This is a genomic window from Bradyrhizobium sp. UFLA05-108 (assembly GCF_059803455.1).
In genome coordinates this window covers 31945-49889 of sequence record NZ_JBANAZ010000070.1, presented here as the reverse complement: position 1 = coordinate 49889, position 17945 = coordinate 31945, and the positions used below count along the sequence as shown (strand labels likewise).

At 62.3% G+C, this 17945-nt stretch carries 19 protein-coding genes; 8 read left to right on the top strand and 11 right to left on the bottom strand.

All coding sequences use genetic code 11. From position 1 onward, the window contains the following. Positions 1–462: 462 nt before the first annotated feature. The 3 genes from SO140_RS36465 to SO140_RS36455 form a co-directional block, all read right to left on the bottom strand. Complete coding sequence (locus tag SO140_RS36465) at positions 463–1494, bottom strand: hypothetical protein (protein ID WP_474802852.1); 1032 nt, start codon at positions 1492–1494, stop codon at positions 463–465. Positions 1495–1572: 78 nt separating this feature from the next. Continuing rightward, positions 1573–1983 carry a hypothetical protein gene (locus tag SO140_RS36460; RefSeq protein WP_449383402.1) on the bottom strand — a complete coding sequence of 137 codons (411 nt, stop codon included), beginning with the start codon at positions 1981–1983 and terminating at the stop codon, positions 1573–1575. Next, complete coding sequence (locus SO140_RS36455; RefSeq protein WP_449383403.1) at positions 1983–2213, bottom strand: hypothetical protein; 231 nt, start codon at positions 2211–2213, stop codon at positions 1983–1985. Before SO140_RS36455 ends, SO140_RS36460 begins: the two co-directional genes overlap by 1 nt. A 194-nt stretch (positions 2214–2407) precedes the next feature. Between SO140_RS36455 and SO140_RS36450 the strand changes: the two genes are divergently transcribed. After that, on the top strand, positions 2408–2854 hold the full coding sequence (locus SO140_RS36450; RefSeq protein ID WP_449383404.1) for a twin-arginine translocation pathway signal: 447 nt from the start codon (positions 2408–2410) through the stop codon (positions 2852–2854). Positions 2855–2869: 15 nt separating this feature from the next. Here SO140_RS36450 and SO140_RS36445 read toward each other — a convergent pair whose 3' ends face one another. Both SO140_RS36445 and SO140_RS36440 read right to left on the bottom strand, forming a co-directional pair. Further along, a complete protein-coding gene (locus tag SO140_RS36445) occupies positions 2870–4072 on the bottom strand; it encodes an FAD-dependent monooxygenase (protein ID WP_449383405.1) in 1203 nt (400 codons plus the stop codon). A gap of 20 nt (positions 4073–4092) precedes the next feature. Then, positions 4093–4338, bottom strand: coding sequence for a zinc-finger domain-containing protein (locus SO140_RS36440; protein ID WP_007602543.1), 246 nt, complete (start codon positions 4336–4338; stop codon positions 4093–4095). A 316-nt stretch (positions 4339–4654) separates the two neighbouring features. On the opposite strand from SO140_RS36440, the gene SO140_RS36435 reads away from it, so the two are divergent. Both SO140_RS36435 and SO140_RS36430 read left to right on the top strand, forming a co-directional pair. Next, positions 4655–5794 carry a hypothetical protein gene (locus SO140_RS36435; RefSeq protein WP_449383406.1) on the top strand — a complete coding sequence of 380 codons (1140 nt, stop codon included), beginning with the start codon at positions 4655–4657 and terminating at the stop codon, positions 5792–5794. A 37-nt stretch (positions 5795–5831) separates the two neighbouring features. Further along, positions 5832–6587, top strand: a complete 756-nt coding sequence (locus tag SO140_RS36430; protein WP_449383407.1) for an alpha/beta fold hydrolase — start codon at positions 5832–5834, stop codon at positions 6585–6587. Here the strand turns inward: SO140_RS36430 and SO140_RS36425 are convergent. Beyond that, the gene (locus SO140_RS36425; RefSeq protein ID WP_449383408.1) at positions 6573–7949 is read right to left on the bottom strand and encodes a hypothetical protein; all 1377 of its coding nucleotides are present in this window, start codon (positions 7947–7949) and stop codon (positions 6573–6575) included. The genes SO140_RS36430 and SO140_RS36425 overlap by 15 nt on opposite strands. 272 nt (positions 7950–8221) lie before the next feature. On the opposite strand from SO140_RS36425, the gene cysE reads away from it, so the two are divergent. Then, positions 8222–9046, top strand: coding sequence for a serine O-acetyltransferase (gene cysE, locus SO140_RS36420; RefSeq protein WP_449383409.1), 825 nt, complete (start codon positions 8222–8224; stop codon positions 9044–9046). A gap of 147 nt (positions 9047–9193) precedes the next feature. Continuing rightward, positions 9194–9412: a DUF3126 family protein gene (locus SO140_RS36415; protein WP_254105293.1), complete on the top strand. Its 219-nt coding sequence runs from the start codon at positions 9194–9196 to the stop codon at positions 9410–9412. 216 nt (positions 9413–9628) lie between these two features. Here SO140_RS36415 and SO140_RS36410 read toward each other — a convergent pair whose 3' ends face one another. Beyond that, positions 9629–10681, bottom strand: a complete 1053-nt coding sequence (locus SO140_RS36410; protein ID WP_449383410.1) for a helix-turn-helix transcriptional regulator — start codon at positions 10679–10681, stop codon at positions 9629–9631. A 366-nt stretch (positions 10682–11047) separates the two neighbouring features. Here SO140_RS36410 and SO140_RS36405 point away from each other — a divergent pair, with 366 nt between their 5' ends. Then, entirely contained in the window at positions 11048–13093 is a 2046-nt protein-coding gene (locus tag SO140_RS36405) for a methyl-accepting chemotaxis protein (RefSeq protein ID WP_449383411.1), read from the top strand. A gap of 28 nt (positions 13094–13121) precedes the next feature. On the opposite strand, the gene SO140_RS36400 is transcribed toward SO140_RS36405, so the two are convergent. Both SO140_RS36400 and SO140_RS36395 read right to left on the bottom strand, forming a co-directional pair. Beyond that, complete coding sequence (locus tag SO140_RS36400; RefSeq protein WP_449383412.1) at positions 13122–13334, bottom strand: hypothetical protein; 213 nt, start codon at positions 13332–13334, stop codon at positions 13122–13124. A gap of 87 nt (positions 13335–13421) precedes the next feature. After that, positions 13422–14477 (bottom strand): adenylate/guanylate cyclase domain-containing protein, encoded by a 1056-nt coding sequence (locus tag SO140_RS36395; RefSeq protein WP_449383413.1) that lies wholly within the window; start codon positions 14475–14477, stop codon positions 13422–13424. Positions 14478–14653: 176 nt separating this feature from the next. On the opposite strand from SO140_RS36395, the gene SO140_RS36390 reads away from it, so the two are divergent. Next, entirely contained in the window at positions 14654–15328 is a 675-nt protein-coding gene (locus SO140_RS36390) for an L-2-amino-thiazoline-4-carboxylic acid hydrolase (RefSeq protein WP_449383414.1), read from the top strand. A 189-nt stretch (positions 15329–15517) separates the two neighbouring features. On the opposite strand, the gene SO140_RS36385 is transcribed toward SO140_RS36390, so the two are convergent. Beyond that, positions 15518–16195 (bottom strand): alpha/beta fold hydrolase, encoded by a 678-nt coding sequence (locus tag SO140_RS36385; protein ID WP_449383415.1) that lies wholly within the window; start codon positions 16193–16195, stop codon positions 15518–15520. Between the two features lie 436 nt (positions 16196–16631). Beyond that, on the bottom strand, positions 16632–17342 hold the full coding sequence (locus tag SO140_RS36380; protein WP_449383416.1) for a hypothetical protein: 711 nt from the start codon (positions 17340–17342) through the stop codon (positions 16632–16634). Between the two features lie 204 nt (positions 17343–17546). On the opposite strand from SO140_RS36380, the gene SO140_RS36375 reads away from it, so the two are divergent. Then, positions 17547–17876, top strand: a complete 330-nt coding sequence (locus SO140_RS36375; protein ID WP_027526450.1) for a DUF6949 family protein — start codon at positions 17547–17549, stop codon at positions 17874–17876. Positions 17877–17945: the final 69 nt, after the last annotated feature.

The window sequence follows — 17945 nt, the reverse complement described above, 5'->3', positions numbered from 1 at the left end:
GTGCTGACCCGCAGATAAACGCCAACTCGCTTTGCCATGACTGCAGCCTCCAAACTTGACGCTGCATCATACCCGAAGCCTTCACCGAGCAAATTCGTCAACGATATCCGTGAGCATCAGTCGACATTTTCGGGTAGGTTTTCGGTATAGGGGCCGCAGACGAATATGATGCCGCGCGCCTGACTGAAACCAGAACAACACGGCCGCGTTACGTGGTCAGCGGGTGAGACACACCACCCGTAACGCGGCCTCAAGTAGACGACGACAGGGAGCTTGCCCCAGCTCCCCGGGGCCGCGTCCCTCGACCGCGTCGGGCGGCGGTGGGTGTAGGAATTTTTTCCCGCAGCCGTGTGCGCGTTAGGGCCGCTCAGATCGATGTCGTTGCCTGAGCCACTTGTGCCTGCGATCGAAATACCGGTTGATTGTCTCGCCCTCGGTCTCGAGCTTGAGCCGGAATGAGGCTTACCAGCTTCTGAGGTCTCGCTCTGGCCTGAATGAGCCGTAGAACCGGCTTGCCGTGCGTGTCGCGGTTCTCACGTATCCGGGCCAGAACCGTTCTAGCTCTCGCTGGACGGTCTTGCGGTTGGTCGAGAGGTTCATGGTCTTGTGGTGCCCGGTATCCCTCACCTTGCGGATCAGCTCTATCGCCTTGTCGACGGCATCTTGCGGTAACGCGGCGCGGGGGGTGGCGTTGGTCGGCTTTGGTGGTGATGGCTTCCCCCAACAAATCACTTCCTTTGGCTGGATGGTCTTGGAAGGCTTTTGTTTGTTTGAAGGATTGAGAGCGGGGGTAGTTTCAGCCTGTTCCCGCGCCGCGTGAGTGTCTTGCGTTACGCTTAATTGCGTCACGCTACCTACGTCCTTCTTAAAGGAAGCGGACGGGGTTTTCCGTAACGCGCGGCGGCGCTTCATGCGCTCAGCGGCTTGGGCGTTGGTTCGGGCTTTCATCTCATCAGGCGAGAGTCCCAAGGACGACCTGCCGGGCTTGGCGCTGGTGCTATTCTTGGCTCGGCGCCGGCGGGCTCGTTTGGCGTCCGTTGCCCGTTTGAGGGCCTTGCGCTTGGCTCGGCTATCATCGTCATTGGCGCCGATCCAGCGACGGCAATTCATGGCGATGCAATCGTCTAGTGAGACGTCCAGGGCATAGGCGGAATGGTCGTGGCTCCAGTTCTTGTTGGACGTCCGGACGTATTCCATGAGGGTTTTGATGTCGGCCGCGGTGAACCAAGAAGGGGCCAGTTTCTCAATCCAACGGCGGACACCGCGAATCGGTCCAGATGGGTTGGCCACAAAGGCTTGGTCCGCGAGCCATTTGATGATGGCCCGGCCGCGATCGTTCTGCGGTATCTCTTTCAGATCGCGATGGGCAAGCCATGCCTGGATGACGTGGCGCAACCGGCCACGAGCGGCAATGACGTAGTTATCGTCATCTAGCTCGATTTCAGGGGAGGGGACGGCGTTTAGGAATTCATTTGGATTGATCGAGATGGTCATCGGTGTCCTCTTTTTGCTGAGGGCACCGAATGCAGCACTTGATCTTCAAGCGAGTTGCATGCATATTTCGATCACTCCTTAAGTGTCGATGATGCCCAAAATTCCAACGCCTCCCGCTTGCCACGGGGCGTTGCTCGTTGTGCCGTACGCAAGTGCGACGGCGAATTTTGGGGCTGTGTGCGCCTCTGGCGTTATCTGGCCCGACCCAACGGCAGAGATAACGACACGCAAATCAGATGGTGGCACGACTCCCGTGCCAAGTCCATTTCGAGAAACCTTCGCGTTGCTCACACCGCGCCCCCCATTCGTGGCCGCGACTGCTGCTGCGAATGCGCGGCTCTCGAACGGTCCGGGCGCATCGTCGGCAACGCCGATCTGGAACATGCCATCGTCGCGCTGGATGACGTCTGGCGACACCACTGGAGGCGGGGTGATCGGCTCGACGATCTTGCGTGGGCGCGAGAAGCGAACGCGAATTGTTGCGATCATCACGGCACCCCCGCTGCGTCGCCAGCGGCAACCTCAACGTTGACGATGGGCTGGATGATCTCTGCCGGCCCGACACAATTTGCGAGAATTCCGAACGCGGAATTGTTTTGCAAATGGGGAGGGACGGCGCCGGTTTCGGCGGGTTTGAAACGAGATGTTTTGCAGGAAAGTTGAGCGGTTGCAGTGGTCGCAGGGAATTTTAAGTCCCTTGCGTCTACCAATTCCGCCATGCCCGCTTGATCCAAGGGGATCAGACACTTACAGCCTTATCCAACCGCCTGGGATGGTCCCCGGATTTGGGCTAAGGGTGCCCTTCCTTAAGCGAGCCGGCTGCACAAGGCAAAGCCTCAATCTGGTCAAGCCTCAATCCGGACATCTCTGGCTGCTTTAGGCAATGTCAATCTACGGGGACTACCAATCCAGCATGTCTGTTTCGATTATCAACCGCCGCCGTCCCGCGCTTGCGCTGGTCGCGCTGCTTGGGCTGGGCACCACGCTTGCCGGCTGCTCCACCGTGGGCGACGCCATCAGCCCGGCCTTCGTCGATCCGGGCAAATACGAGCTCTGGGAGTGCAAGCAGCTTGGGCCGGAACGCAAGAGCCTGGTCAGTCGCATCGAGAGCCTGGAGAAGCTGATGGCGAAGGCGGAGACGGGCACCGGCGGCGCGGTCGTCTCGGAGCTGGCCTATCGCAACGACTATATCTCCCTGCGCGGACAGCAGAAGCTCGTGGAGGAGAACTGGCGGCGCAACAAGTGCCGCGAGAGCGACATGGAGGCGACGCCGCCACCAGCGGCGCCCGCGCCCGCAACCGCCGCTAAGCCTGCGGCGAAGCCGGCGCCTGGAGCGAAATCCGGCAACGCCGCTCACTGAAGTCAGCATCGCGCCTCACGCGCGCCAGCGATAGATCCAATCCTGGCGCGCCAGCATGCGCTCCGGGCCGAGCGTGCGGATCGCAAGATCGCGCGCCAGTGCGAAGGGGCCTGCGAGATGGTAGATGCGGCCTTGCTGCCGCGCAGTCCGCTGCACGCGCCTGACGCGCGCCTCGCGCGCCCGGCCATAGCGAGCCAGCGCCGCGGCGATGCTGGCGGCGCTCTCGCTGGCGTTGCCGCTCAGGTGCTCGGCGAGCACGGCAGCATCCTCGATCGCCATTCCTGCGCCCTGCGCGGCGAAGGGCAGCATCGCATGCACGGCATCGCCGACGAGCGCGATCGCGCCCTTGCTCCAGCCGACGCCGTCGGGCAGCGTGAACAGCGCCCATTTGCGCCAGCTGTCGACTGCGGTGAGCATCATCCGCGCCGGGCCCGGCCAGCGCGGCGCCGGGAAGGCATCCTTCAGCTCGAACATATCGCCCGGCGTGCTCCAGCCCGGCCTGTTCCACGTGCCGGGCACGATCGCCACCACGTTGATCTGGCGCCCGCCTGCGATCGGATAGGCGACGAGATGGGCGTTCGGTCCCATCCAGAGCTGCACGCGGCGCGAGGTGTATTCCTTTGGCAGTTGCGTGGCCTCGAACGTGCCGCGCCAGGCGATCAGGCCGGAGAAGCGCGGCGCTACGTCCGGAAACAGATGCTGGCGTACTGTGGACCAGACGCCGTCGGCGCCGATCAGCGCGCTTGCCACTTCGCTCCGGCGCAACGTGCCGCTGCGATAGACGATGGAGAGCCCCTTGGCATGCGCGGCGACGTCCTCGAAAGTCCCACCCAGCCGCAAATCGATATCAGGATGGTCCGCGACCGCCGCGGCGAGCGCTGCTTGCAGATCGGCCCGGTGTACCACCCAATAGGGAGCGCCGGCGCGCTCGACGGCCGCCGCACCAAGCGGCAGGCGCATCAACTCGCCACCGGCACGCGTGCTCATGATGCTGACCGCCTCCGGCGTCACCGCGCGCGAGCCCAGCCGGTCCTTCAGCCCGAGCTCGACCAGGATGCGGCTCGCATTGGGCGACAATTGCAGGCCGGCGCCGACTTCCTCGAGCCGCTCGGCCTTCTCCAGCACGACGACGCGAAAGCCCTTGGCGGCAAGCGCGAGTGCGGCCGTCAATCCTCCGATTCCGGCACCGGCAATGATGATCGTTCGGGAGACGGCCACCCCTTAGCGGATGCCGCCGGTCAGGCCACCTTGTCCTTCAGCACGCATTCAGGCGGGCGCGCCTCGCCGGCCTTCAGGTCGGCCGCGAAGCGGTACAGCGTCGAGCAATAGGGGCAGATGATCTCGTTGTCATTGCCGAGATCAAGGAAGACGTGCGGATGGTCGAACGGAGGGTTGGCGCCAACGCACATGAACTCCTGCGAGCCGATTTCGATGACGGGGACACCGGCATCGTTGTGGAAGTGCGGGACGACATGGTCGGACATCGGAACTCATCCTGGAGTGGCAATGGCGGCAGACACAATCAACACTGACGCGGCATCGTTCGCAGCATCATCGAACGCCGCGGACCATACTGGGGGGTGCAGATGATTGCTAGTCCAATGGAACCAAAAGGTTCGCAACTACCCCATGCTCATTTGCTCATGCAAATTCGACACAATCTTGTCGCCTCAGAGAAGCCCTTCTTTCGTCGGGGCCGTTGTGTCGCAAATTTGGCATACTATGTCTGTGGACGAACGAAAATCCCGGCGGCAGGCGAATTTTCAAGCGAATTTCCAAGCGAACGTTCAGGCTTTGAGCATGAAGTGGCTGCGAATCAGCACCGCGTTGACCGCCCTCGTGGCATGCAGCGTTGTACTCGTGCAGGTCGTGCCGCATGCGCGCGTGGCGGGCGCTGTGCTGGCGGCGAAGGACGATCCGGCGAAGCTCTCCGAGCTGAAGCTCGATTCCCTCCTGGTGAAGGACGAACCGGGCAAGAACGCCGCGCTCGTTCAGGACAATATCGAGGCGGCGCTCGCCGCCCATGATGCCGATCTTGCGAGCAGCTTCGTCGAGCTCGCGCGTGATCGCAGTATCGCGCTGCCTGACGACCTCCTGAGCCGCGTCAGCGACGCTGTGAGAGAAGAGAATTCCACCTCGCATTTCGCCAAGCGTTTTGCCACCGGTCTCGTCACCGGCAGTGCCGACGACGTCGCCAGCCTCTCTGGCACCGTGGCCGGCGACCTCTTCGTGATCGGCGATGCCCGGGACGTCGTGCGTGAGGGCAAGCATCTGGCCATGGGCGAGGAGACCGACCGCCTCGTGCTCGGGCTCGCCGCGGCGGGTCTTGCGGTGACGGCGGCGACCTATGTCTCGGTCGGCGGTGCGGCGCCGGTGCGCGCCGGCCTGTCGCTGGTCAAGGACGCCCGCAAGGTCGGGCGGCTCGGCGAGGGGCTCGCGGCATGGGCCGGACGCTCGGCGCGCGAGGTGGTGGACACGCCGGCGCTACAGAATGCGGTCGCCTCCGGCTCGGTGCTGCGGCCGGGCGAGACCGCGAGCGCGATCAAGGCCGCGTTCCGCGTCGAAAAAGCCGGCGCCCTGGTCAGGCTCGGCAAGGACGTCGCCCGTGTCACCGAGAAGGCCGGTACACGCGGTGCGCTCGATACGCTGCGCGTCGCCGAGGGCCCGAAGGACGTTGCGCGCGCGGCGCGGCTCGCCGAGGCCCAAGGCGGCAAGACCCGTGCGATCCTGAAGCTGCTCGGCCGCGGCGCTCTGCTGCTCGCGACCGGCGCATTCGATCTCGCGCTGTGGTTGTCCGGCGCGTTGGTGACGCTGTTCGGCGTCCTGTCCTCGATCAAGGCCACGACCGAGCGGCTGACGCAGGCCTGGTGCGACCGCAGGCGGGCGCGGCGGTTGCGTCGGGCGCAACTTGCGCTGGCAGGCGGCGAAGTCGCGGCCTAATATCATCCTATCCCCAACAGACGCGGACTTAAAGTTGATGCCGAGCTTTCACAACGGCGCAGTCGAAATTGCCTATCTCGACGAAGGCGAGGGTGACCCGATCATCCTGGTGCACGGCTTTGCCTCGAGCAAGAACGTGAACTGGGTCTATCCGACGTGGGTCTCGGAATTGCGCAAGAACGGCCGCCGCGTGCTTGCGCTGGACAATCGTGGTCATGGCGAGAGCGCAAAACTCTACGATCCCGCGCAGTATTCCATTCCGGGCATGGCGGGCGACGTGCTTGCGCTGATGGACCATCTCGGTATCCCGCAGGCCGACATGATGGGCTACTCGATGGGCGGTCGGATGACCGCCTGGCTCGGGCTCAACGAGCCGCAGCGCCTGCGCTCGGCGATCCTCGGCGGCATCGGCATTGGCGGCTTGATTGAGGGCACCGGGCCCGGCGAGAACGTGGCGGAGGCGCTTGAAGCGCCCTCGCTCGACGACGTCACCGATCCCGTCGGGCGCACCTTTCGCGCGTTCGCCGATCAAACCCGCTCGGACCGCCAGGCGCTCGCCGCGTGTCTGCGCGGCACCCGCGAGCTGATGAAGAGGGAGGAAGCCGCACGCATCGACGTGCCGGTCCTGATCGCCGTCGGCACCGCCGACGACGTCGCGGGCTCAGCCTCAGCGTTGGGAAAGATCATCCCCGGCTCCGAGGTGCTCGACATCCCGAACCGCGATCACATGCGCGCGGTCGGTGACAAGGTCTACAAGACCGGCGTGATCGACTTCCTGTCACGCCGCGGCTGAGGCCTCGTCTGCCGGCTCGTCGCTGCCGAACACGCGCGCCAGCGCCGTCAGCACGACGAAGGTCGCAAGCCACACCATCCGCGCGCCGTAGCGGTCGTGCGGACCGGAGATGACGGCGCAGATGAAGGCGTTGCCGAGCAGCGCCAGCGTCACGGTCGTTGCCAGCAGCGCCAGGTCGTCGAGCCGTCCGCGCGCCAGCGCATGGCCGAGCAGGCCGACGAGCGCCAGCATCGAGCCGAGTGCGACCGGTACGTGCAGCCAGTTGACGTCATCGAAATCGAGATTCCAGTTCTGCTGCCGCGCTGCGCGCATCGGCGCGATTTGCGAGGGGATGTATCGCTCGATGATGCCGTAGGTGTGGGGGATCCAGCCATTGGTGCCTTCGCCCGTCGCGACATGCAGCAATTGCTGGCCCATGGCGCGCAGTGCTGCGCCCGCCTGCCAGGCCGGATAGTCGGCGAGCGAATGCACGACGATGTAGCTCATCTCGTCGTTCATCCCCTCGAACCGGCCGAGCGTGTTGAACATGCTGTTGCCCCACAGAAACTCGTCGGCGGTCGCCGGCAATTCGTTACGGTAGGGACAGAGCTTGAAACTCTCGCGCGGGCAGTGATCGCCAAGATAGCGTGCCACGATGCCGTCCTGCATCATGCGGCCGAAAGCGACGCCATAGCCGCCCGGCGTCCAGGCCCATTGGCCCGACAGCGCATGGTTTGCCATGACCAGCATGGCCCCGCCGGCAACGATGGTCAGGCTGCCTTGCGCAAGACCTGCGAGGGGAAGGCGCTTGCCGAGCAGCGGCCGCACCAACCAGCCGGCGGCGCAAAGCCCGAACAGGACGCCGAGCGTCGCGCTGTGGGTCGCTGCGGCAAAGGCGGTGAAGGCGAACAATGAGATTTTTTCGATGCCCGAGGTCCGGTCGCCCCCGACCACCAGGGTGAACAGCGACAGCACCGAGAGCCCGGCGAAGATGTCCGTGAGCAGCATGCTGGCAAGCCAGGGCAACGCGGTCGACAGAATCAGGAGCAGGCTGATCGCAACGAAGCGGAAGGTCTGCATCAGGCCGAGCACGCGGAGCGTCAATTGAAGCAGCCACAGCGTCGCCAGCGACTGGAGGGCGAGGTTGAGCCAGAAGCTCGAGCTCTCGCCGAAATGCAGATAGAGGCCAAACACCGTGGAGCGGCTGGGGACGAGATAGCCTTCATACCAGCGCGCCAGATAGCCGCCGGTGTCCCATTGAAGCAGCGGGTAGCCGTTCCAGAACGCCGGCGCGATCAGGAGGAGGGGCAGGGCGACGGCGGCGAGCCGCAGCCACAAGGACCCCGCGGCGCGGGCGCGCAAAATGTCGGTGGTGATGCTCAAATCGTCTCCGTCGTCTCTCTTCCATGCCCGCAATAACGGTTCGCGTGAAATTCACCAATAGTTTGACGCTACGGAGCTTGATTTTGGCAAAACGCTGACCACCTTCAACGAACCTTGCCGTATCGGGGGTACTGCAGGAAAGCCTTTTGATTCAACATGTTGATGGGCTTTTGGCGGCGATCCGGTGTTCACTCTCAGGCAAGCCTACAGGGACAGGGCACGCTAGACTGTGCTATAGGTTAAACGAAACGAGCGAATTTCGAGAGCACGACATGGCAATGCATCAGGTCAATCCGGCAGGAAAGCTCGCCGCGCTCGATCCGATCTGGGATCGGGTCCGGACCGAGGCTGAAGACATCGTCCACCGCGAGCCCGAGCTCGCGACCTTTATCTATTCGACCGTGCTGCATCATAGCTGCCTGGAAGATTCGGTCGTGCACCGGCTGGCCGACCGGCTCGACCATACTTCGCTGTCGGGCGATCTCGTGCGTCAGACCTATGACGAGGCACTGCGTGAAGAGCCCGATCTCGGCAATGCCTTCCGCGCCGATCTCGTCGCGGTCTATGACCGCGATCCCGCGACCTCCCGCTTCATCGACCCATTGCTCTACTTCAAGGGCTTCCACGCGATCCAAACTCATCGTCTCGCGCACTGGCTCTATCTGAAGGGCCGCAAGGATTTCGCGTATTATCTCCAGAGCCGTGCGTCGGCCGTCTTCCAGACCGATATCAATCCCGCCGCGCGCATCGGCCGCGGCATCTTCCTCGACCACGCCACCGGCTTCGTCTGCGGCGAGACCGCGCTCATCGAGGATGACGTCTCGATCCTGCACGGCGTCACGCTCGGTGGCACCGGCAAGGAGAACGAGGACCGCCATCCAAAAATCCGTCACGGCGTCATGATCGGTGCCGGCGCAAAGATCCTCGGCAATATCGAGGTCGGCCACTGTGCGCGCATCGCGGCCGGCTCGGTCGTGGTCAAGCCCGTGCCGCACAACGTCACCGTTGCCGGCGTTCCGGCCAAGATCGTCGGCGAGGCCGGTTGCGCGGAGCCGTCGCGCACCATGGACCAGATGATCAACGCCATGGGGCTTTGATATGGGCTTTGATCCCGGTTTGACTTGAAGCGGGGCCGTGACTTTCCGGCCCCGATCGTCCCCAGAATTCTTTGGGAATTCGTGCTGGCGGTTCGTCGCGTCTCGTCCTAAAACCCCGCCACGTTAGATTTCGATTGGAGACTTGCCGTGGACATCAAAGAAGTGAGGAAGCTCGACGCGTATCTGAAGCGCGTGTTCGGCAATCCCAAGATTCGCGTTCAGCCGCGGATAAAGAAGGACGATTCCGCCGAGGTCTATATCGGTGAGGAGTTCATCGGCGTGCTGTTCGTCGACGACGAGGACGACGATCGCTCGTTCCAGTTCCAGATGGCGATCCTCGAGGACGATCTCATCGATCAGGAGTAGCGCTTGATCCGGACCCGAAGGGCCGCGTTAGCGCAAAGTGCGAAGCGTTTTCCCTCGCGACAAACGCGGAACGCGTTTGCGCGGAGATCATGCTCAAACAATAACCTAAAGCGCGATGACGATTCATCCCAATCTGATCGCGCTTTGGACGCCGCTCCACTTTGGGGCTGCGCGCCGTCCGAGTGAGGGGACTGCTCACCGCAGCCGGGCCACATGTCAATGTTGCTCTGGCCGGACAAGCCGATGCGCACCACCAGCGCGTCTGGCAGTTTCCGACGGAAAAACTCCAAATGTTCGGCGGTACTGCGCGGCGAAGCGTCCCATATGGGCGAACCCCCATTTCAGGGCAACTTCGCTGACGGGCAACTTGTTCTCGGGTGAGGACAATTCAGTGTGAACCGCGTCAAGCCTGACACGCCGCAGATAGTGGACCGGGGACGTTTGGTGGGACCTGCGGAAGCCGGTCTGGAGCGCGCGGCTGCTGATGCCGACAGCGCCCGCAACATCGCTCATTGTTATCGGCAAGTGAAGATTGGCCCGCATGTAATCGATCGCGTGACTGATCTGTGGCGAAGCTGGGATGCCCTCTCGTGCCGAGAGCTTTCCAGCGAGACGATGTGGCGCTTCCGCGAAAATCAGTCGAAGAGCGGATTCTGTTAGCAGCGCCATCGCCTTGGGTGAGCGTAGAGGCAATTGCTCGTCGCGCATGCCGCTGACCAGTGCACTGGTGATCGACCACAAGGCTTGTCCCAAGTTCGTCTCGAGGTCGAAGGTGAGCGCAAGATCGAGGCTCGTCAGCAGCGCGCCGCCAAACATGTCGCGCAGGATCCGGGCGACAGTGCTTGCTTCGAAGCGCAACGTCCCGCCCGCGAGAATGCCGTCGCGGGTGCGTATGGCTTGTCGCCGCAGGCTCGGCTGCGGGTAAACGACCAAGCGAGATGAGGTCTGCTCAATTGTTTTGGAGCAGATCCTAAGCTCGGAGGCCCCAGCGTTGAGAAAGCCGAGATTGAGATTCTCCGTGTCGTTGTCCGAACAGTAGGACCAGTCGCTCCAGTACTGCGCACGGACTATGCTCACCCCCGGCCCGGCGGCGAAATCTGATCGCCACTGGAATCCCGCGCAGGAGGTCGGCGGGATGATCCTCATTGGCAGCAGTCGAGATCCGTAATACGCGAGAAGACTCTCGAAACTCGAACCTTGGACGGTTGGGGCGTTGCTCAACGTGTCTTTCAAGTCGTGCCTCGTCGCAGACGCGATCTGCTTGAGCATGCCTTACGGATTCTCTTTGCGATTCGCACCAACGGCGTAAGCGCGTGGTTCGGTGGTGTCTCCTCGATGAGCACGGTGCAGCTCTCACGGGGACGCCCTGATCGTGCCATGGACAAAGTCCTTCGTATGCAGTCGTCTTGCCTTTCCCGAGCAAGTCCGTTTTGCGAAGTTGCTGTCCGCTTCGCGCAGATCGGATGCAAGAGGTAAGGTTCGGTTCAGTTCTCGAACGTCTAGCTGTTTGGAGTAGCGCCTGATCGTGGCTCTGCTTGGAAAATGACGGCCAGCCATTTGGATCGTGATGCACGCTCGAATGATGCTCGGATCTCATCGCGAGGACACAGTCCACAAATGAATTTTCGGAAATCGATGCTCAGTTTCAAGATTCGCACACGAATTGCGATTCTCGCCGCCGTTCCTCTTGTCGGGGTGGTCTTTGCCGCCGGCCAAATTGCCGCGGAAAAGCGGTCAGTCTATGAAGAGATGCGGACGGTAGCCGACATCGTTGCGCTCGACGCAGATATCAGCACATACGTCCATAGTCTTCAGGCAGAAGCTGGCGCATCGGCCGCACTCGTGGGATCCAGGGGCAGTGAGGGGCGGTCCGGTCTGGCCGTGCTGCGGCAGACCACCGATACCAGTCGCAACAAGGTCCAGGAGCGATTGAAGGGGATAGACGTTGCGGCAATTTCCCCAGAGCTTAGCAAGGTCCTGCAGGAAGGATTGCGGTCGGCGAGCCAGCCGGACCCGGTGCGCGCTTCGGTCGACAGCCTGAAGATCACTCCGAACGAAATGAACAACTTCTACACTGCTTCGATCGGGCAGTTACTCGAGTTCAGTCGATATGCGACCAAATCCGTGCGAAACCCTGACGTTTCGCGCGAGATGCAGGTCTATTCGAATCTGCTCTGGATGGCCGAGTTCTCCAGTGCGGCGCGCGCAAATGCTGCCGTAGGTTTCCAGCAGGGCAAATTCGACATCGACCTTTACAACCGCGTTCAGAGCTTCCATGGTCGGCAACAGGGCGCGGAGAGTGCGATCGCTTTCTATGCCACGGCCGAAGAGCGCAACGTCCTGGCGACGGTCTATTCAGGCACGCCGGTCGACGAAACCAACCGTATGCTGCGGGTCATGTACGACGCCGGCCCTGGCGGTGACGTTCAGTCGGTCTCCTTGAAGGCCTGGCTCGATACCAATGCGCAGCGAATGCAGCTTCTGTCACGCGTCGAAGTTCAATTCGAGCAAAATCTCAAAGATGCCTCGTCTCGTGCCGAACGCGATGCCTACGACAAGTATCTCACCTCGATTGGTTTGGCTGCCGCACTTGTGGGAGCTACCATCGTCCTGGTCGTCATGATCACGCGGGGCATTACCGTTCCGATCCGGCGCCTTTCCGACACAATGAGCGCCCTTGCGGACGGAAACACGTCAGTCGAGGTTGGTGGAACGGATCGTGCCGACGAGATTGGCGCGATGGCGCGCACCGTCGAAGTGTTCCGCGCCAGCCTTTCGGATGCCGAACGGATGCGAGCCGAGCGCGCAGACCAGGATCGTGTCGCCGGCGAACGCATCAGGGTTGAACGCAACAATCTCGCGGACAAGTTCCAGGCCTCGATGGTCGCACTTGCCGACAGCTTTGTGAAGTCGTCCGGTGACGTTGCCGACGCGGCGCGAAATCTATCAACAACAGCCGAAGAGGCGACGCGCAAATCGCACGTCGTTGCCGGCGCCGCGGGAGAAGCGTCGGACAGTGTTACGACGGTCGCAACCGGAACCGAGGAACTGAACGCTTCGATTCGCGAGATCGGTGCTCAGGTCACCAAGTCCGCGGAGATTGCTGCCGACGCTGCTTCTGAAGCGGTTCGGACGGAGACCAATGTGCGGGCGCTGACTGAGGCGGCCGAAAAGATCGGTGAAGTGTTAAATCTGATCCGCGACATCGCTTCGCAGACCAATCTACTGGCATTGAACGCGACCATCGAAGCAGCAAGAGCAGGCGAAGCTGGGCGTGGGTTTGCTGTGGTGGCCTCTGAGGTCAAGCAACTGGCGGCGCAGACGGCCAAGGCAACCGATGTGATCGGCGAGAAGATCACCGAGATCCAGTCTGCGACGGGCGATACCGTTTCCTCGATCGGTCGGATCGTCACGACGATCGCGACCATCCGCGAGGTGACTTCCTCGATCGCCGGCGCCGTCGAGGAGCAAGGAGCGGCGACGAACGAGATCGCTCATAGCACTCAGCGGGCGGCGCATGGCGCCCAGGCCGTTACCGGCAACATTGCGGCGGTCGGTGAGGCGGCTGCGATGACCGGCGCCGCCGCCTCGCAACTGATGAGCCACTCGCAGCAATTGCGAGAACAATCCGGCGAACTGCAGCGCGAGGTCGTCGCCTTCATCGCGGGGCTCAGGGCCTAGAGACGATTGGAATGCGGTGACAGCGCACTCAATTTGCCGAGCAAAGTGCGCTGTTCGCCGTAATCTCTTGTTCGATCGGCTGCGGGCCGCCGCCGCGGATCGCCCGGCTTGCTGCCGATCGAACGCTATGCATCTTCTGCGCGGGCCGCGTGCCCTGAAAGCTCTGGTTTTCGCAACGTACGGAGCCGCGGGTGACGTCGGCGGCCGTCACGCCTTGCACATCGATGAGCTCGGCCGGCACGGTCCATGTCACGATCGTAAGCGGCCGTCGCGAGTGACGGAGTTCATCGCTGCATCCGTCGACCTTAAGCGCCATTTGGGTTGCGTTTCAGAGAGGATCACGCAATTCGTCGTCGTGAGCGACTTCGCACAGTCGATAGGCCGCGATTCCGACCAGTTGTGGCGTGAGCAACGGTTGCAGGTCGACGGGCTGGAGTCGGTTGTGCCATGGCGTGCCAAGGAGGGCACTGCGGACGGCGTTAGTGACGAAGATCCCATTCTCCTCGCTCGTCAAGAGCTTGCTCGATGCACTCTGCAATTGCGAGGCAATCCAGACATCGCGGCCGTAGAGAAAGGAGCGGAATGCGTAGAGGGTGCCGCGATGCAACCCAATACTGATCGTGCAGTCGAACTGCTCCAGATGCCGGATTGCGTCCCACTTACGGATTGAGCGCTCTGCCCCCGCCATGGCCCGCCCGGCCTCGGCAAATGTTATGCAATAGGAATCGCCTAGATTGAATCGAACCGTGCCGCCGAATTCTTGTGCCGTCCCGTAGGTCACCGCATCAAGCATATCGAGGATGCGTTCAATTTTGGCGACAGGCCCGGCATCCATGATCTTGCTGAAGCCGTGAAGATCCAAGAAAAGGATGTTGATTTCAGAAATGATGCGTGTGCGATGCCGCTGTTCGATGCGGTAGATCGGCATCGGTTCGACAAAACCCTTCAGCGCAAAGCGCTCAACAAGCGCGGTCTGGATCTCCGCGGATGCCAGAGCGAGCCGAGCCCCAGCCGTAAGATAGATTTCGTCGGGCGGCGTTACCGCTTCGACGCGGGTGACGAGCGCAAAAACGTCGCCGATGAAGTCGTCGTCCTGAGCGACGACATCCCCGAGTGCAATCACGATGCGAATGGAGAGCCGATCCTCGCCTCGGCTCAGCTGGACCAGCCGCAAGTCTTCCTGCACTGCTATCGCAGCTTTGGCTGCACCCGTGACACTGGGGAATTCCAGCCAGTAACCGTCTCCCGCGGGCTTGATGATCGAGCCGCCGTGCTCGGCGGCATGGCGCGCCAGAAACGCACGATGCTCGCCCAACAGCGCCTGGAGATCGGCGGTCAGCAGTTCACGGAAGCGTGACGTTGAGCCGCTGATGTCGGTCTTCATTACGACTGTGGTTCGAAGTGGATTCATCCTCTGATGATCCTGTGCGCGCAGATAGCAGCCTACGACAATTCTTCGTCCGTTGGCAGAGGAGTGGCGCAAGATCCGCGCGCCGGCTCAATTGGCAATGGATTGATGGGCCTGCCTGCAATAGGCTGGCGTGCCGGCGAGGGTATCCCATGACTGCAATTCACCCCTTTTACGAGGCGCATCGTGGCGCGATGGAGGCTGCTTTGCGCCAGCGTCTCCATCTTGCCGAAGGGATGTTGCGCGAGCGCGCGAGCATCCCGGACATGGATGGGGTCGGGCAGGAGGTGATGAACGAGTTCGAGATCGTGCTCAGCCAGATGCCTTATGTCGGCGGCGTAGCCAGCCGCATGAGCGATTTTTTCATGCGTCTGATGGGTTTTATGGCCATCGGCCGAGTGCTCCGGCGGCATGGTGTGCCGCTGGCAGTGATCGGCGAAATCGAGCGAGAGAGCTACAAGGCGCAATTGCTCATGGTGCCCGAGGCCGAACGACTCGCCTCAGGGCGTCAGTTCATGTCTCCGGAGAACCAGGCCTTGCTGCGCGAGCAGGCGGCAAAGAGCCGTGCGGAAGAATATCCAGAAGACTTCGTCTACGATTTCGTCGAGCCCGGGACCGGCGACAACTTTGATTTCGGCATCAATTACAAGGCCTGCGGCTTCTGCAAATTCGCAGCTCGCCACGGAGATCAAGAAATCTTGCCGCACATTTGCGGGCTCGATTTCGATGCGTATGCAACACGTGGCATTCGGTTGGAGCGGACACAAACGCTGGCGGGCGGCGCGAGCCACTGCAATTTTCGGTTCTCGCGGATCGAGCCGGGGTAGAACAAGCGCGATTCGTAGGATGGTGGAGCGTAGCGATACCATCATCTCGCGATCCACTCCGGTGGAACGTCGAATGCATCGTCGCGACCGAAGAATTCGCCGGCCGGTCTTCGGGGCAGACTACAAGTCCGTTAGCACAGCGTGATTGATGGGTGTCGCTCCGCTTCAACCATCCTGTGGGTTAGCGTGTCAGGCCCTCTCATACGCAAGAAGGCGATCGGTCAGCCCTTCCGGATTTGACAAGGCGACGAGATGGCCACCGGGAATTTCGTCTACCTCCTTTCCGAGCCTTTCACGTGCGACACGCCGTTGAAATTCTACCGGGAAAAAACGGTCGTCTTTTGCCGCAAGAACATGAATGGGGATGTCGGGCCAGCGCTCGAAGCGACAGGGCTCGCCGAAAACGACGTCGGCTTCCTCGCGTGGTTGTTCCGGGCCGGTGCGCAGCACGTCCTGCGGCACGTCGTGCAGAAAATAGGTTGCCACATCGAATTCCGTCGCATAGCCGCGGCACGTCGCAGCGTTTTCCCTCGCTTCCACCGCTCCTGTAGCGGCCCACCATGCACCGGCGGTCTCTCCGGGCTCGGGGATCATCGCGTTGACGAACACGGCCATCCGCACGGGCGCACGCACGCAAACGAGGGGCGCTGTGAAGCCCGCGAGCGACTGGGCGACAAGTATCACGTCGCTTCGTTTCGCGATCGCGCGGATGACGATGTCCGCATACGCTGCGAGACCGGAATTCCTGTCGTCGCCGGGGAGATCGACCGCGATGGCTTCGTGTCCCGCCGCGCGAATGAGCGGGGCGACGCGGTGCCAATACCAAGGCATGCCGCCTGCCCCTGGGACAAGGACGAATGTTCCCATACGAGTTCTCCTCCGTTGCTGCCGGAATATTGCTCAACGAGCTTGCCCCGCTTGATCAGTATTGATGTGAGGCCGGCTGGTTGGATCACAAGCTGCACAAGAAAGGACCGAGCCACTCCGGTCCACCCCTGACAAGGGAGTGGCAGCGACCTTGTCTCTTTCTTCGGGCTGGACAGGTTGATGTTCGAAATCAAAGGAGGTCGCCACTGATGCGATCCGATATGCTCCTCCGACCGCGAGGACTGGATTTCGACCTGGACCTGGGCAGGGGTGACACGATCAGCGCGGCAGGATGACACCGTGCCCCTGATTTGCCCGACGCGTCAAGTAATATTCTGAAAAGACGAAATTCGCGATGCCGCCGCCCGGCTACTTTGCATGAGGTTGTTTTCGATATTTTTGGCTGGAGGCTCGCAGCAGGGCAGAGAGACCGCGCTCAGCCCTTCGGGCCGCGCAACTGCGCCGTCAGCCTGTCCATCGCCTCCGCCACCTCGCGCCACTGCGGCAGCCAGCTTCGGGGAAATCGGAAGGTGAGGTCGGCGCCGTCGACGCGGCGCTCCGAAAGGCACATGCCGGGGGTCGCCGCATCGCGCGTGCAGCGCGCGGTCAGCTCGGGGCTCATCGCGGAGAACAGGTCCTCGCTGCCATAGGGCGTGTCTGCGCGGAACATTCGCATCGTCAGCCCGTCCTCCGGCGAGGTGGCGGCCTGATCGAGATAGCGCGGATAGATGGTGCTGACCCGGAGCTCCGGCGCGAGCGCATCGTGATGCGCCGCGATCGACAGGAAGATGCGGTCGATCGGCTGCATTGTCGCCTCAGCTGCGTCGGCACTGACATGCTTTGGTGCGCCCGGCACCTCGAGCGAGGGGTAGAGGAAATCGATGTCGATGCGCTCCTGCGGTCCGGAGTGCCGCTGGATCTTCATCCGGATCGCTGCCGTCGGTACGTTGAACAGCGTGCCGCCGACGCTGACCGGCAGCCTGTCCGGCGCACTCGCGCCGACCACAGTCCCCCAGGTCGGCCACAGCAGATAGGCGACCACGGCCACCGCGCCTGCCGCGAACATACCGCCGAGCACGAGCGGGGCGAGATGCGCCCTTGTCCGGCCCGGACGGCCGCGGGAGGAAGTTGCCGAGAACACGCTCATCAATGGGTCGCCACAAGGTCGGCCGATGGCCGACGAATCAAGGGCGAATATGCCACGCGGCGGCGGTTCCGCGCAGCCTGCGGTCCCCATGGGGGGATGACGTCGGCGGGACGCTGCGTTAACCTTTTCTTAAGGCTAATGTAGCGTTAACCGGCACTTTTTGTCACAGGAAGGGAGCGGCGTTGCGTACGGGCGGAACTTCCGATGACTCCTGAGACCTTGAATTCCTTTTTCTCCATCTGCATCGGGTTCGCACTCGCGGGCGCGCTCGTGAACGGATACCAGGCTCTTTCGCAGCGGCCTGCCGGCTTCGGGCTGTTGCAGGAGGGTGTGGCGCCGAAGACATTTGCGGCCGTGCCGTTCCTGGTGTTCGCGGCGCCCTTCATCATCATGCGCAATACGCTGCGCGGCGCGCGGCTGGAGAGCCGCCGCATGGAATTCGTGATGATGGCAACCATCATCGCGGGCTTCTGGAGCATGATGAGCGGCACGTTCTTCCTGATGACGCTGCGCGCCGCCGGCGTGCTGGCTTGAACGCACGCCTTGCGGCGTTCTGGAGCATGATCCGGAAAAGTGTGAAGCGGTTTTCCGAAAAGATCATGC